This window comes from Micromonospora sp. DT201 (assembly GCF_049841575.1).
In the GTDB taxonomy this organism is placed as follows: Bacteria; Actinomycetota; Actinomycetes; order Mycobacteriales; family Micromonosporaceae; genus Micromonospora.
The window spans coordinates 59,323-72,478 of sequence record NZ_JBNCKP010000008.1; the positions used below are offsets into that span (position 1 = coordinate 59,323).

General features: G+C 71.3%; 11 protein-coding genes. 4 read left to right on the top strand and 7 right to left on the bottom strand.

From position 1 onward, the window contains the following. Positions 1 to 68 precede the first annotated feature (68 nt). The 7 genes from ACLQ28_RS15865 to ftsY form a co-directional block, all read right to left on the bottom strand. Positions 69 to 725, bottom strand: a complete 657-nt coding sequence (locus tag ACLQ28_RS15865; RefSeq protein WP_425687032.1) for a response regulator transcription factor — start codon at positions 723 to 725, stop codon at positions 69 to 71. Next, the gene (locus ACLQ28_RS15870; RefSeq protein WP_425687033.1) at positions 722 to 1,885 is read right to left on the bottom strand and encodes a sensor histidine kinase; all 1,164 of its coding nucleotides are present in this window, start codon (positions 1,883 to 1,885) and stop codon (positions 722 to 724) included. The genes ACLQ28_RS15865 and ACLQ28_RS15870 overlap by 4 nt, the downstream gene beginning before the upstream one ends. 285 nt (positions 1,886 to 2,170) lie before the next feature. Then, positions 2,171 to 4,447, bottom strand: a complete 2,277-nt coding sequence (locus tag ACLQ28_RS15875; protein WP_425687034.1) for a [protein-PII] uridylyltransferase — start codon at positions 4,445 to 4,447, stop codon at positions 2,171 to 2,173. 17 nt (positions 4,448 to 4,464) lie between these two features. Then, the gene (locus tag ACLQ28_RS15880) at positions 4,465 to 4,803 is read right to left on the bottom strand and encodes a P-II family nitrogen regulator (RefSeq protein WP_172862163.1); all 339 of its coding nucleotides are present in this window, start codon (positions 4,801 to 4,803) and stop codon (positions 4,465 to 4,467) included. A gap of 25 nt (positions 4,804 to 4,828) precedes the next feature. Continuing rightward, on the bottom strand, positions 4,829 to 6,256 hold the full coding sequence (locus tag ACLQ28_RS15885) for an ammonium transporter (protein ID WP_425687035.1): 1,428 nt from the start codon (positions 6,254 to 6,256) through the stop codon (positions 4,829 to 4,831). Between the two features lie 275 nt (positions 6,257 to 6,531). Continuing rightward, the gene (locus ACLQ28_RS15890; protein ID WP_425687036.1) at positions 6,532 to 7,395 is read right to left on the bottom strand and encodes an aminoglycoside phosphotransferase family protein; all 864 of its coding nucleotides are present in this window, start codon (positions 7,393 to 7,395) and stop codon (positions 6,532 to 6,534) included. Between the two features lie 6 nt (positions 7,396 to 7,401). Beyond that, complete coding sequence (ftsY, locus tag ACLQ28_RS15895) at positions 7,402 to 8,583, bottom strand: signal recognition particle-docking protein FtsY (RefSeq protein WP_425687037.1); 1,182 nt, start codon at positions 8,581 to 8,583, stop codon at positions 7,402 to 7,404. 117 nt (positions 8,584 to 8,700) lie between these two features. Between ftsY and ACLQ28_RS15900 the strand changes: the two genes are divergently transcribed. From ACLQ28_RS15900 to ACLQ28_RS15915, 4 genes are all read left to right on the top strand, one after another. Beyond that, a complete protein-coding gene (locus ACLQ28_RS15900; protein WP_425687038.1) occupies positions 8,701 to 10,413 on the top strand; it encodes an alkaline phosphatase D family protein in 1,713 nt (570 codons plus the stop codon). Between the two features lie 26 nt (positions 10,414 to 10,439). After that, positions 10,440 to 10,880 carry a MarR family winged helix-turn-helix transcriptional regulator gene (locus ACLQ28_RS15905; RefSeq protein ID WP_425687039.1) on the top strand — a complete coding sequence of 147 codons (441 nt, stop codon included), beginning with the start codon at positions 10,440 to 10,442 and terminating at the stop codon, positions 10,878 to 10,880. Positions 10,881 to 11,027: 147 nt separating this feature from the next. After that, positions 11,028 to 12,647, top strand: coding sequence for an MDR family MFS transporter (locus ACLQ28_RS15910; protein ID WP_425687040.1), 1,620 nt, complete (start codon positions 11,028 to 11,030; stop codon positions 12,645 to 12,647). 9 nt (positions 12,648 to 12,656) lie between these two features. Beyond that, positions 12,657 to 13,151: a universal stress protein gene (locus tag ACLQ28_RS15915; RefSeq protein ID WP_425687041.1), complete on the top strand. Its 495-nt coding sequence runs from the start codon at positions 12,657 to 12,659 to the stop codon at positions 13,149 to 13,151. Positions 13,152 to 13,156 lie beyond the last annotated feature (5 nt).

Genomic DNA, 13,156 nt, shown 5'->3' on the forward strand with positions numbered 1-13,156 from the left:
TCCGGCCACCGCTAGGGTAGCCGCCCGGCCGCAAGGCCGCTGTCGCCCGGCCCGGCCCGCCGGGGCCGTCACTCCGACACCAACCCCGACTGGTACGCGAAGACGACGAGCTGGGCCCGGTCCCGGGCTCCCAGCTTGCCCATCGCCCGGCTGACGTGGGTCCGCGCGGTCGCCGGGCTGACCACCAGCCGTGCGGCGATCTCCTCGTTGTTCAGGCCCTCACCGACCAGGCCGACGACCTGACGCTCCCGGTCGGTGAGCGTGTCCAGCCGGGGGTGCGGACGGAGCACCCGGGACGGCCGGGTGGCGAACTCCCGTACCACCCGTCGGGTCACCGACGGCGACAGCAGCGCCTCCCCCTCGGCGACCAACCGGATCGCGCGGAGCAGCTCGGCTGGTCGGGTGTCCTTGGTGAGGAACCCGCTCGCACCGTGCCGCAGCGCGTCGAAGACGTACTCGTCCAGCTCGAAGGTGGTCAGCACCACCACCCGCGTACCGGTCAGGTCGGGGTCCGCGACGATCCGCCGGGTCGCCTCGATGCCGTCGATGCCGGGCATCCGGATGTCCATCAGCACCACGTCCGGCCGTTCCCGACGCGCCAGCTCGACCGCCCGCAGACCGTCGGCCGCCTCGCCGGCCAGCGCCAGGTCGTCTTCGCTCTCCACCAGCGCGCGCAGACCGAGCCGGACCAGGTCCTGGTCGTCGGCGATCAGCACCCGGATCACGCGGCCGACTCCAGGGGCAGCTGGGCGTGGACCTGGAACCCGCCCCCGGCGCGCGGTCCGGTGGTCAACCGCCCGCCCAGCGCCGCGACCCGCTCCCGCATCCCGGCCAGACCGTGCCCGATCTCGTCGTCAGCCGGACCTGTACCGGCGCGCCCGGCGCCCGCCCCCCGATCCGTGACCTCGACGGTCAGCTCGTCGGCCCGGTAGTCGACGGTCACCTCAGCGTCGGACACCCCAGCGTGACGCAGCACGTTGGTCAACGCCTCCTGCACCACCCGGTACGCGGCCAGGTCCACCGCCGCCGGCAGCTCCCGCGGGTCGCCGACCACACGCAGTTCGACGGCGAGACCAGCACCGGCGAGCCGGTCGCGCAACGCTGTGAGCCGGGCCAGGCCGGGCACTGGTCCACGCTCCGCCCCCTGCCGTACCGCACCCAGAGTGACCCGGAGTTCGTCCAACGCCTCCCGGCTGGTCCGGCTGATCGCGGTCAGGGCGGTTTCCGCCTGCTCGGGTCGTTTCGGCAGCAGATGCAGTGCGATCTCCGCTTGCATGCTGATCGCGGCAAGCCCGTGCCCCACCACGTCGTGCACCTCCTGCGCGATACGCAACCGCTCCTCGTCGGTCTGGCGCCGAGCCTGCTCGGCGCGACTGCGGGCCTCCTCGGCCCGGGTGCGCGCGGCCGCCTCGCGGTTGACCCGCCTCACCACCCCCACCGCGAACGGTACGACCACCCACGCCGACGTGGGCAGCACCGCCGTCCAACCGGAGGCCGGGCCGAGGGAGACGAAGACGTGCGTCAGCAGCAGGACGAACGTGCCACCGGTGGCGAGTGCCGCCGGGCGCACCGGCAGCCGGGTCGCAACTGTGTGAACCGCGACCAGGAGGGTCAGCAGGATCGGCCCGTACGGGTACCCGATCACCAGGTAGGTCGTGGTGGCCACGCTGACCACGGCGAGGACGGTCGCCGGGGCCCGGCGGCGCGCCAGCAGGGCCAGCGCGGCGACCACGATCAGCACCCGACAGAAGGCGTCCACCGGCCTCGACCCGGGTTGGTCGTCACCAGCCAGGTCGGTGCCGAGCAGCCCGAAGCCGAGCAGCGCCAGGGCGAGCGCGGAGTCTGCCGCTGCCCAGTGCCACCTCTGCTGACCGCCACACCACATGGCCGTCATTCTGCCCGCGCCGACGGGCCTCGGCGTGCGTCCACGAGCGGGACCGCACCTACGCTCCCGGACGTACCCGCCGCCTCAACCCCGGCGGCGAGGCAGGCCAGCAGGCTCCGGCGTGGGGCGGCCGGCGGCGGACATGCCCGTGAGCGATATGACACACAGGTATAAATATGCCGCAGAGTCATACCGCTCACGGCGGACAGCTGGCTCGCACGGGGCGCGCTCGCAGCCCCGCAGCGCCGCAGCCCCGCAGCCCGCAGCACAGCGGCCACCGTCGGGTCAGATGGCGGCGAGGACCGCGGCCTCCAGGCGTGCTCGGGCGTCGTCGTCCGGCCAGCCACCAACGAGGTAGAAAGCGTCCACCACGTCGGCGCCGAGGGTGGAGATGCGGGCCGCGCGGACCAGGGCACCCGCCTCGTCGAGCGCGCAGGCGACTCGGTAGAGCAACCCGGCGGCGTCGGCCGCGCGCAACTCCAGCAGCACGGCGTCGGTGGCCGCCTCGCGGTGCCAGACAACCCGGGGAGCCGCACCGCCGCCGCGGGCGGCGAGCGCACGGCCGCGCAGCCGCTGGGTGACCGACACGTCACCGCCGACCGCACGACGCAGGTCGGCGCGCAGCGGCACCGGATCCGGCGGCAGGCCGTAGCGGGGTTGCACCCGGCACTCGACCAGGGCACGGCCGTCGACCACGGACGCGTCGGCGGAGATCACTTCCAGCCGGTGCAGGGCCAGGCAGCCGGCAACCGTGGCGAGCAGGCCCCGCCGGTCGGCCGCCGCGACCGACACCCGGTCCCCGGTCAGGTGGACGACTGGCAGTGGCCCGGCCAGCAGTGCCGGGTCCGGAGCCGGAGGCTCCGGCAGCACGCCGGTGTCCAGTGCGGTGCGAACCCGGGCGACCAGCTCGGCGACGAGTCGGCCCTTCCAGTCCGACCAGGCCGCCGGCCCGGTCGCCGCCGCGTCGGCACGGACCAGCGCGTGCAGCAGGTCGAGGGTGCCGGTGTCGCCGACCGCCTCGGCCACCGAGGCGATGGTGACCGGGTCGGCCAGGTCCCGGCGGGTGGCCACGTCGGGCAGCAGCAGGTGCAATCGGACCAGCGTGCCGATCAGCTCGACTTCGTCGGGAGGCAGACCGACCCGGGTCGCCACCGCCTGGGCCAGTGGCACACCGACGGTGCTGTGATCACCGGTGAGGCCCTTGCCGATGTCGTGCAGGAGGGCACCGAGAAGCAGCAGGTCGGGGCGTTCCACCTCGCGGGCGTGCCGGCTGGCCTCGTGAGCGGCCTGCACGAGGTGCCGGTCCAGGGTGTAGCGGTGCACCGGGTTGTGCTGCGGCAGGCTGCGCAGCCGGGTCCACTCGGGCAGCCAGCCGTCGACCAACCCGTACCGGTCGCTGGTCTCCCAGGCGGGCACCAGGCCGGGCCCGGCGCCGAGGAGAGTGGTCAGCGCGGCCCGGGCATCAGCCGGCCAGGGCGCGGGCAGTGGCGGGCAGTAGGCCGCCAGCCACTCGCAGGTGGCCCGGGCGATCGGGAGCCGGGTCGTGGCCGCAGCGGCGGCCACCCGCAGCGAGAGGCTCGGGTCTGGGCGTGCCCCGATCGCCGTCCGGGCCAGCACCAACTCGCCGTCGTGCTCGACCACGTCGCGGGCCACCGGGCGGCGCGCGGAGCGGCCGTTGCCGCCCCGGGCCCGGCCGGAGCGCAGCCGGTCGGCGGCACGGAACGCGTCATCCAGAGCGTGGCTGACCGTGCGGGCATCACCGGCGACCCGCCGCAGGAGTGCGTCACCGTCCTCAAGAGCGAGCAGGGCAGCCACCCCGTCGCGTTCCTGGGCGATCAACCGGTCGACCCGTCGACCGACCTGCTGGTGCAGGGCGTCGCGGGTGTCCAGCAGGCGCAGGTGGGCGGCGCGCACGGCCGGACGCAGCGCGTCGGTGATGCCGGCGGCGGAGATCGCCCGCAGCAGACCCACGTCGCGCAGGCCACCGGCAGCCTCCTTGAGGTCGCCCTCCAGCAGGAACGCCAGCTCACCGTGGGCCTGCCAGCGGGCGGTGGTGACCTCCCGCAGGCCGGGCAGGTGACGTACGGCGGTGCGCCGCCAATGATCGGCGGCGGTGCGGATCAAGGCGTCAGCCAGCGCCTGGTCGCCCACGACCAGCCGGGCGTCGAGCAGCCCGAGGGCGACCTTGACGTCGTCCTGGGCAACCGATAGCGCCTCGGCGACGGTTCGTACCGAATGGTCGAGCCGCAGGCCCGCATCCCAGATCGGGTACCAGATCGAGGCGGCCAACTCGTCCGTGCCCGGCACGCCCGCGTGCAGCAGAACCAGGTCGAGATCGCTGTACGGAGCACACTGCCGCCGACCCAACCCCCCGACAGCGAGCAGTGCCACCCCGTCCCGCCCGGCGAGCAACCCGCGCAGGAAGGAGTCGTAAGCCCCCGCCCGTGCCAGCCGAGCCGCCTCGCCGATCCCCCCGGGAACGCCGACGACCTCGTTGATCAAGAGGTTCGCGTCACCGTCGCCGGCGTGCCCTGACGCGTTCTTCTTGATCAACGAGGTCATGTCGGTCGTTGTCCTGGTCAGAGCGCGTCTAGGCCGCGTTCGCCGGTACGCACCCGGACGACCTCTTCGACACCGGTTACCCAGACCTTGCCGTCGCCGATCTTGCCCGTACGGGCTGCCCCGACGATGGCGTCCACGACCTTGTCGACGTCGATCTCGTCGGTGAGCACCTCGACCCGGATCTTGGGCAGGAACTCGACCGTGTACTCGGCACCCCGGTAGACCTCGGTGTGCCCCTTCTGCCGCCCGTACCCCTGAACCTCGCTGACGGTCAGCCCGGCCACCCCGAGGGCGTGCAGGGCCTCCTTCACCGCGTCCAGTTGGTACGGCTTGATGACTGCGGTCACCAGCTTCATGTCCAACCCCTCCATCCCAGGAACGTTAACCGGCGACCTTTTCGCTGACCGGCTCGGCGGAGTCCGCCTCCGGCTTGGCGGCGCTCGTCGTGCCGCCACCGGGGGTGCCGATGCCAGCCATCGCGAACGCGCTGCCCGTGCCGCCGCCGGCCGGGGACAGGTCGTAGCTGCTCTCGGCGTGCTCGCCGATATCGATGCCCTCGACCTCGGCCTCGGCCTTGACGCGGAAGCCGATCGTCTTCTCGATGCCGAAGGCGAGCACCCAGGCGATGCCGAACGACCAGACGGTGACGATCAGGCCGGCGAGGGCCTGCCGCCCGAGCTGGGTGACGCCGCCGCCGTAGAAGAGGCCGTCGGAGCCACCCACCACGTCGGTGATCGCGGCGTTGACCGAGTTGGTGGCGAAGAGACCGAGCCAGAGCGAGCCGATCCAGCCACCGACGAAGTGCACGCCGACCACGTCGAGGGAGTCGTCGTAGCCGAGCTTGTACTTCAGGCTGACGGCGAGCGCACACACGGCACCGGCGACGATGCCGAGCAGGACGGACGCCCACGGTGCGATGAAACCACAGGCCGGGGTGATGGCGACCAGGCCGGCGACGGCGCCGGACGAGGCACCGACCATCGTCGGCTTACGGGTCTTGACCCACTCGACCGCGATCCAGCCGAGCACCGCCGCCGCCGTGGCGAGCTGGGTGTTGATGAAGGCGAGGCCGGCGACCGAGTCGACGGTCAGCTCCGAGCCGGCGTTGAATCCGAACCAGCCGAACCACAGCAGACCGGCACCGAGCGCGACCAGCGGGATGTTGTGCGGCTTCATGCCCTCGCGCGGCCAACCGAGCCGCTTGCCGAGCACCAGAGCCACGGCCAGGGCCGCCGCACCGGCGTTGATGTGCACCGCCGTGCCACCGGCGAAGTCCAGTGCGTGGATGTGCAGCCCTTCGGCACCGCCGCCGATGAAGCCGCCGCCCCACACCCAGTGCGCGACCGGGAAGTAGACCAGGGTGGCCCAGCCGAACGCGAACAGCAGCCAGCCGGCGAACTTGGCCCGGTCGGCGATGGCACCACTGATCAGCGCGACGGTGATGACCGCGAAGACCATCTGGAAGGCCATGAACACGTAGAGCGGAATCCCGATGCCGCTGGGGTTCTCCGCCGTGGCGCCCCACAGGTCGGTCTCGGCGAGGAAGGTCTTGGTGCCGAAGTACGTGCCCGGGTTGCCCAAGAAGCCGTTCACGTCGGTCCCGAAGGCGACGCTGAATCCGTAGAACCACCACAGAATTGAGATGAGCCCGATAGCCGAGAAGCTCATCATCATCATGTTGAGTACGCCCTTGGCCCGGTTGAGGCCGCCGTAGAACAGCGCCAGTCCGGGGGTCATGAGCAGCACGAGCGCGGTCGAAACCAGCAGCCAAGTGGTATTGGCGCCGTCGATCGTCGGTGCTTCAGGCACGCTGGCCTCCTAAAGGTGAAGTCCTCCTTCGCGGCTTTCCGGGGCAGCGTCGCCCGTTGGCCGGTTGCGCGGAAGCTTCGCGGCCGGCTGTTTCACCCAAGGTCCCGTGCGGGTTTCCGTTCCGTGACGGGTTGTTTCGTACGTGTCACGAACTCTGCACACTAGGCGGCATGGACGGTGGTGGATCGCCCGGACGGCGAACGTCGATGACTGACTGGCCACTCGCATCGACCGGTCCGCTTGCCGGGACCGGCCGAGCATCGACCGGTCGGCGCTCAGCGGAGGGCGTTCTCCAGGGCGTGCCGCTCGTAGTCGAGCAGCCGCAGATCGCGCATCGGCCGGCGCAGGTGACCCTTGTGCACGATCCGGACGAACGCCGGCTCACCGGCGGCGGCCATTCGGCGGATCCCCTCGACGTGGTCCACGATCCTTTTGCGGATGGTGCGGATCAGCCGGTGCCGGTCCCGCGGGATCAGCCCGTACGCGTCGGCGAAGAGCCGTAGCCGGCGCGGCCGGTCCGGGTGCTTCCAGCCCAGCGTGATCGAGTCCCGGTCCGCGAAGATCGGCACCCAGGTCCAGGCCGCGTACGCCACGTCGTAGATCCGCGCTCCGGGCGAGGCGAGGTCGAAGTCGATCAGCCCGAGGGTGCCGTCCGGCCGCCAGATCACGTTGTGCGGCGCGGCGTCGTGGTGGCAGATCACCTCGGTGTCCGGCGGCGGGGGCCCGAACGAACGCCAGACCGCCCCCGGTTGCGGAGTGAAGCCGTACTGCGCGTCGTGGAACATCCGCAGCATGGTGGCGACGGTGACCAGCGCCTCATCGGTCACCCAGTGCGGGGCGAGCGGATATTCTCCGCACTCCCCCTCCAGGTACGACAGGACCTCACGGTTGCGCTCGTCCATGCCGAGCGCTCGTGGTGCGCCGGTGAAACCCACGTACTCCAGGTGGCGCAGCAGGGCGTGCACGGATGGTGTCCACGGCCCGGCGTTGCGGCGGACCGTGTCACCGACACGGACGACGGTGCTCACGTTGCCGCCGTGCAGCGGGATCTCCTGCGAAGTCACGTACGGTCTCCCGAGGCGCTGCGAAGGGTGTCCGGGCTCTCGCCAGCCCGCGTACGCGCGGTTGTCACTGGTCACCCGAGACTACGCGTCCCGTCCGGCGGCCTCGGTCCCCAGCAACGCGTCAACGAACTGCGCCGGGTCGAACGGGGCCAGGTCGTCCTTGCCTTCGCCGAGGCCGACCAGCTTCACGGGGATGCCGAGCTTGCGCTGGACGGCGATCACGATGCCGCCCTTGGCGGTGCCGTCGAGCTTGGTCAGGACCACACCTGTCACGTTGACCACCTCGGTGAAGACCCGGGCCTGTTCCAGGCCGTTCTGCCCTGTTGTGGCGTCCAGGATGAGCAGGGTCTCGTCGATCGGGCCCTGCTTCTCCACCACGCGCTTGACCTTGCCCAGTTCGTCCATCAGGCCGACCTTGTTCTGCAGGCGGCCAGCGGTGTCGATGAGCACGGTGTCCACGCCGGTGTCGATGCCGCGCTTGACCGCGTCGAAGGCGACGCTGGCGGGGTCGGCGGCCTCGGGCCCACGGACGGTTTCCGCACCGACGCGCGAGCCCCAGGTCTCCAACTGGTCGGCGGCGGCGGCGCGGAACGTGTCCGCGGCGCCGAGCAGCACGCTACGGCCGTCGGCCACCAGCACCCGGGCGATCTTGCCGCAGGTGGTGGTCTTGCCTGCGCCGTTGACGCCGACGACCAGGACCACGGCCGGCACGCCGTCCTTCGGGGCGGTCCGCAACGACCGGTCCAGGCTCGGGTCGAGCGCGTTGACCAACTCGGCGGCGAGCAGTGCCCGCAGCTCGGAGGCCGAGCGGGTGCCGAGCACCTTGGTCCGCTCGCGGAGCCGGTCGACGATGTCGCGGGTGGCGTCGACGCCGACGTCGGCGGTGATCAGGCTGTCCTCGATCTCCTCCCAGACGTCCTCGTCGAGGTGGTCGCGGGCGAGCAGGCCGAGCAGGCCCTTGCCGAAGACGTTCTGCGAGCGCGACAGACGCGAGCGGAGCCGGACCAGACGCCCGGCGGTCGGCTCGGGCACCTCCACGGGTGCCTCAAGCACCGGTGGCGGCTCGATCAGGACACCGGTGGACAGATCCGACTCCGGTGCCTCGACCGGCGGGCCGGCGAGGTCTTCCTCAGCTCTGGTGTCGACCTCGGTGCGCGGCAGCGGCGGCTCGGGCCGCCGCCGCAATCGCGGCACGACCAGCCCGACTGTGCCGGCGATCAGCACACCGAGCAGGACCAGAGCGAGGACGAGATATTCGGCCATGCCGGAATCCTGTCAGATGCGGGCGGCGGCGTCCCAGCCACCGCACCCCGAGCGCCGCCCGGAGTCTCAGCCACCGCCCCCCGGGCGGTGCCAGGAAGCGGCGGTAGGCTCGGCCGCATGCCCGCCGCACACCTCCTCATCGGCCCACTTCTGCGGCGAGTGGTGGACACCCGGGCCACCGTCTGGGTGGAGACGGCCGCGCCCGCCGTGGTCACCGTCCGCACCGCCAGCGGCGCCACCGGCACCGCGCCCACCTTCTCGGCGTACGACCACCACTACGCCCTCGTGGTGGTGGAGGGGCTCACCCCGGACAGCGAGACCACCTACGAGGTGCTGGTCGACGATGAGTTGGTCTGGCCGGTGGCGGGCAGCGGGTTCCCGCCGAGCGTGATCCGCACCCGGGCCGCCGATGACCGGGACCAGCCGGTCAGCCTGATCTTCGGCTCCTGTCGGGAGACCACCCAGCACGCCACCACCAGGAAGCTGCCGCCGGACGCCCTGGACGCGTACGCCCGGCGGTTGATGGCCGACCCGGAGTCGAACCCGCTCCCTGACCTGCTGGTGCTGCTCGGTGACCAGGTCTACGCCGACGTCACCTCGCCCACGGTGCGCCGGCTGCTGCGTCGGCGGCGGCGGCGTCCGAAGGACGCCCCGGCCGACCAGGTGGTGAGCTTCGACGAGTACACCAAGCTCTACCTGGAGTCCTGGCGTGATCCGGAGATCCGCTGGCTGCTCTCCACCGTGCCGAGCGTGATGATCTTCGACGACCACGAGATCATCGATGACTGGAACACCTCGGCAGCCTGGCGTGCGGAGGTGCGCGAACAGCCGTGGTGGCAGGAGCGGATCGGCAGTGGGCTCGCGTCGTACTGGGTCTACCAGCACCTGGGCAACCTCTCCCCCGACGAGATCGCCGCCGATCCGGTCTTCGCCAAGGTCTCCGCCGCCGAGGACGCCACGGGCGTGTTGCGCGAGTTCGGGCACCGGGTCGATCAGGAATCGGACCTGGCGCACGACACCGAACGCTGGCGCACGGTGCAGTACCAGTGGAGTTACGCACTGGACCTGGGCCGCACCCGCCTGGTCATGCTGGACAACCGGTGCAGCCGGGTGCTCGACGCGGGCAGTCGGGCCATGCTGCCGCCCGGCGAGTGGTCCTGGTTCCTCGACCAGGCGCACGGGGTCTACGACCACCTGGTGGTCGGCGCTTCGCTGCCCTGGCTGCTCCCGCAGGGCATCCATCACATCGAGGCGTGGAACGAGAAGCTGGCCGAGTCGCGTCGCCCCTGGGTGGCACGGGGGGCTGAGAGGCTGCGCCGCGCACTGGATCTGGAGCACTGGGCGGCGTTCCGGCGTTCCTTCGAGGCACTCGCGGAGACTTTCGCCCGTATCGGGACCGGCACCCCGACGCAGTCTGGCGCGCGGGTCGGTGCCGGTCCGGCGTACGCCCCGCCGGCGTCGATCAGTGTGCTCTCCGGGGATGTGCACCACTCGTACGTGGCTCGGGCCCGGTTCCTCGACCCGGCGGTGGTCACTCCGGTGCACCAGCTCACCTGCTCGCCGATCCACAACCAGGTGCCGGCCGGCATCCGTCCGCTGATGCGGTTGGGCTGGTCGTCCGGCCCGGCGGGGGCCACTCGGGCGCTGGCCCGCTCGGCGGGTGTCCGCCGCCCCAAGGTGCGGTGGCACAAGCTGGCCGGCCCCTACTTCGGCAACGCCGTCGCCACCCTGACCCATGAGGGCCGGGCGGCCGAGGTGACCATCGAGGGCACGACGAGCGACGGTCACCTACGCCGAGTGATGCACCGCCAGCTCTCCGATGCCGACTGAGCAACGTCACCCGTACTCTCTACGCCGTGGACGAGCACCTGCCGGAGCCGATCCGGGCAGTCGAGCACGAATTGACAGCTCTGCTGCGTCGCGGGCGGGCGGTTTCGTGGGAAATCGCCCGAGAAGTGCACCCGAACCTTGAGCCGAACACCTATGGGCTGTTGCTCTGGTTGCGGCGCAGTGGGTCGATTCGGTTGACCGAGTTGGCGTCGCGGCTCGGTGTGGGCAAGGGGACGCTGAGCCGGCAGATCAACGCGCTGGAGGTGCTCGGTCTGGTCCACCGCGACCCGGATCCGAGCGATCGGCGGGCCGCCCAGATCAGCATGACCGATGAGGGCCAACGCCGGTTCGACGTGGCCAGATCCGCCCGGTTGGGCGAGTTCTTACGCGCCCTGGACGGCTGGCCGGAGCGGGACATCGAGGAGTTCGCTCGACTGCTCGGCCGTTTCAACGACTCCTGGCAGTGACGCCCCGAGGACGGGGAATGGCGCACCGCTCGCACAAGTTGTTGCTTCAGGCAACCAAGGCATACGGTTGCTTCAGGCAACTCTCAGGCGACCCGCGTACACAGCTCGCCGCCGTTCCACCTCTACTCCGCTCGGAGGCAACAAACGATGAGCCAGGCGACAGCGCCCACTCGGGCGACCGCCGTCAACATGACCCACCGGCAGATCCTGGAGGCGCTCTCCGGCCTGCTGCTGGGCCTGTTCGTCGCGATCCTCTCCTCTACGGTCATCTCGAACGCGCTGCCGCGGATCATCACCGAACTGCACGGCGGCCAGTCCGCGTACACCTGGGTAGTGACCTCGGCCCTGCTCGCGACCACCGCGACCACCCCCATCTGGGGCAAGATGGCCGACCTGACCAGCAAGAAGACCCTCGTGCAGCTCGCCCTGGGGATCTACGTGCTGGGCTCGGTGCTGGCCGGCCTCGCGCAGGGCACCGGCGAGCTGATCGCCTGCCGCGTGCTGCAGGGCGTCGGCGCCGGTGGCCTCACCGCGCTCGCCCAGGTGATCATGGCCACGATGATCGCGCCGCGCGAGCGGGGTCGCTACAGCGGCTACCTCGGTGCCGTGATGGCCGTCGGCACCATCGGCGGCCCGCTGATCGGCGGCGTGATCGTCGACACCTCCTGGCTCGGCTGGCGCTGGTGCTTCTACGTCGGCGTGCCGTTCGCCATCGTCGCGCTGATCGTGCTGCAGAAGACCCTGCACCTGCCGGTGATCAAGCGGAAGGCCGAGATCGACTGGTGGGGCGCCACCCTGATCACCGCGGCCGTCTCGGTGCTGCTGATCTGGGTCTCGCTCGCCGGTAACCAGTTCGCCTGGGCCTCCTGGCAGACCGCCGCCATGGTGATCGGTGGCCTGCTCCTCGGCGCGCTGGCGATCCGGGTGGAGACCCGGGCAGCCGAGCCGATGATCCCGCCGCGGCTGTTCCGCAAGCGCACCATCTTCCTCGCCGTCATCGCGAGCATCGCGGTCGGCGTGGGCATGTTCGGCGCGTCGATCTTCCTCGGCCAGTACTTCCAGATCAGCCGTGGCGAGAGCCCGACCATGGCCGGCCTGATGACCCTGCCGATGATCCTCGGCCTGCTGGTCGCCTCCACGGTGGGCGGGCGGATCATCACCAAGACCGGCCGTTGGAAGCGGTTCCTGGTGACCGGCTCGGCGCTGCTCACCATCGGCTTCGCGCTCATGGGCACGCTGCGCGCGGACACCAGCTTCACCCTGCTCAGTGTCTACATGGTGCTGATCGGCGTCGGCCTGGGTCTGACCATGCAGAACCTGGTCCTCGCCGTGCAGAACACCGTCGGCCCGCACGAGCTCGGCGCCGCCAGCTCGGTGGTGGCATTCTTCCGCAGCCTCGGCGGCGCGATCGGTGTCTCCGCGCTCGGCGCGGTGCTCGCCCACAAGGTCAAGGGCTACACCGCCGACGGGCTGGCCCAGCTTGGCATCCCCGCGTCCAGCTCGGGCAGCAGTGGCACCCTGCCCGACGTGCACACCCTGCCCGGCCCGCTGCGGGCAGTGGTGGAGGGCGCGTACGGCCACGGTGCCGGTGACATCTTCCTGACCGCCGCACCCTTCGCGCTGATCGCGCTGATCGCGGTGAGCTTCATCAAGGAGGTCCCACTGCGACAGCACAACGGCAACCCGGTTTCCGGCGAGGCCGAGCGGGAATCGACAGTCGCTGCCGGCGCTGGTTCACCCGTGATCCGTACCGGCGAGCAGAGGTGAGGTAGAGCCATGAGCGTGGGAGCAGCGGACCGCGAGGAGTACGGTCCCCGGACCCGCCCGCTGCCCTTCGAACGGGGCACGGACGGCCCGCGGGTGATCATGGTGGGCGTCGACGGCACCCGCACCTCCGAGCGGGCCGGCTCCTACGCCGCCGGCCTGGCCCGCCGGCAGGGCGCCGCCCTGCTGGTGGTCTTCGTCAGCTCGGCGAACGGACTGAGCGCGCTGGTGCCCGGGATGGACGCCGGCGCGCTTCAGCGCACCCACGACGAGTTGGCCAACGATCTGCGTCGGGAGTGCCGGCGCTGGGCCGAGCAGTGGGGCATTCCACTGACCTTCCTGTTCCGGCGCGGCGACGCGTACGGCGAACTGTGCGCGGCAGCCGACGAGTTCCAGGCCGACATGGTGTTGGTGGGTGCCTCCGAGCAGGCCGGTCACCGGTTGGTCGGCTCGGTCGCCACCCGCCTGGTCCGCACCGGCCACTGGCCCGTCGTCGTGGTGCCCTGATAACC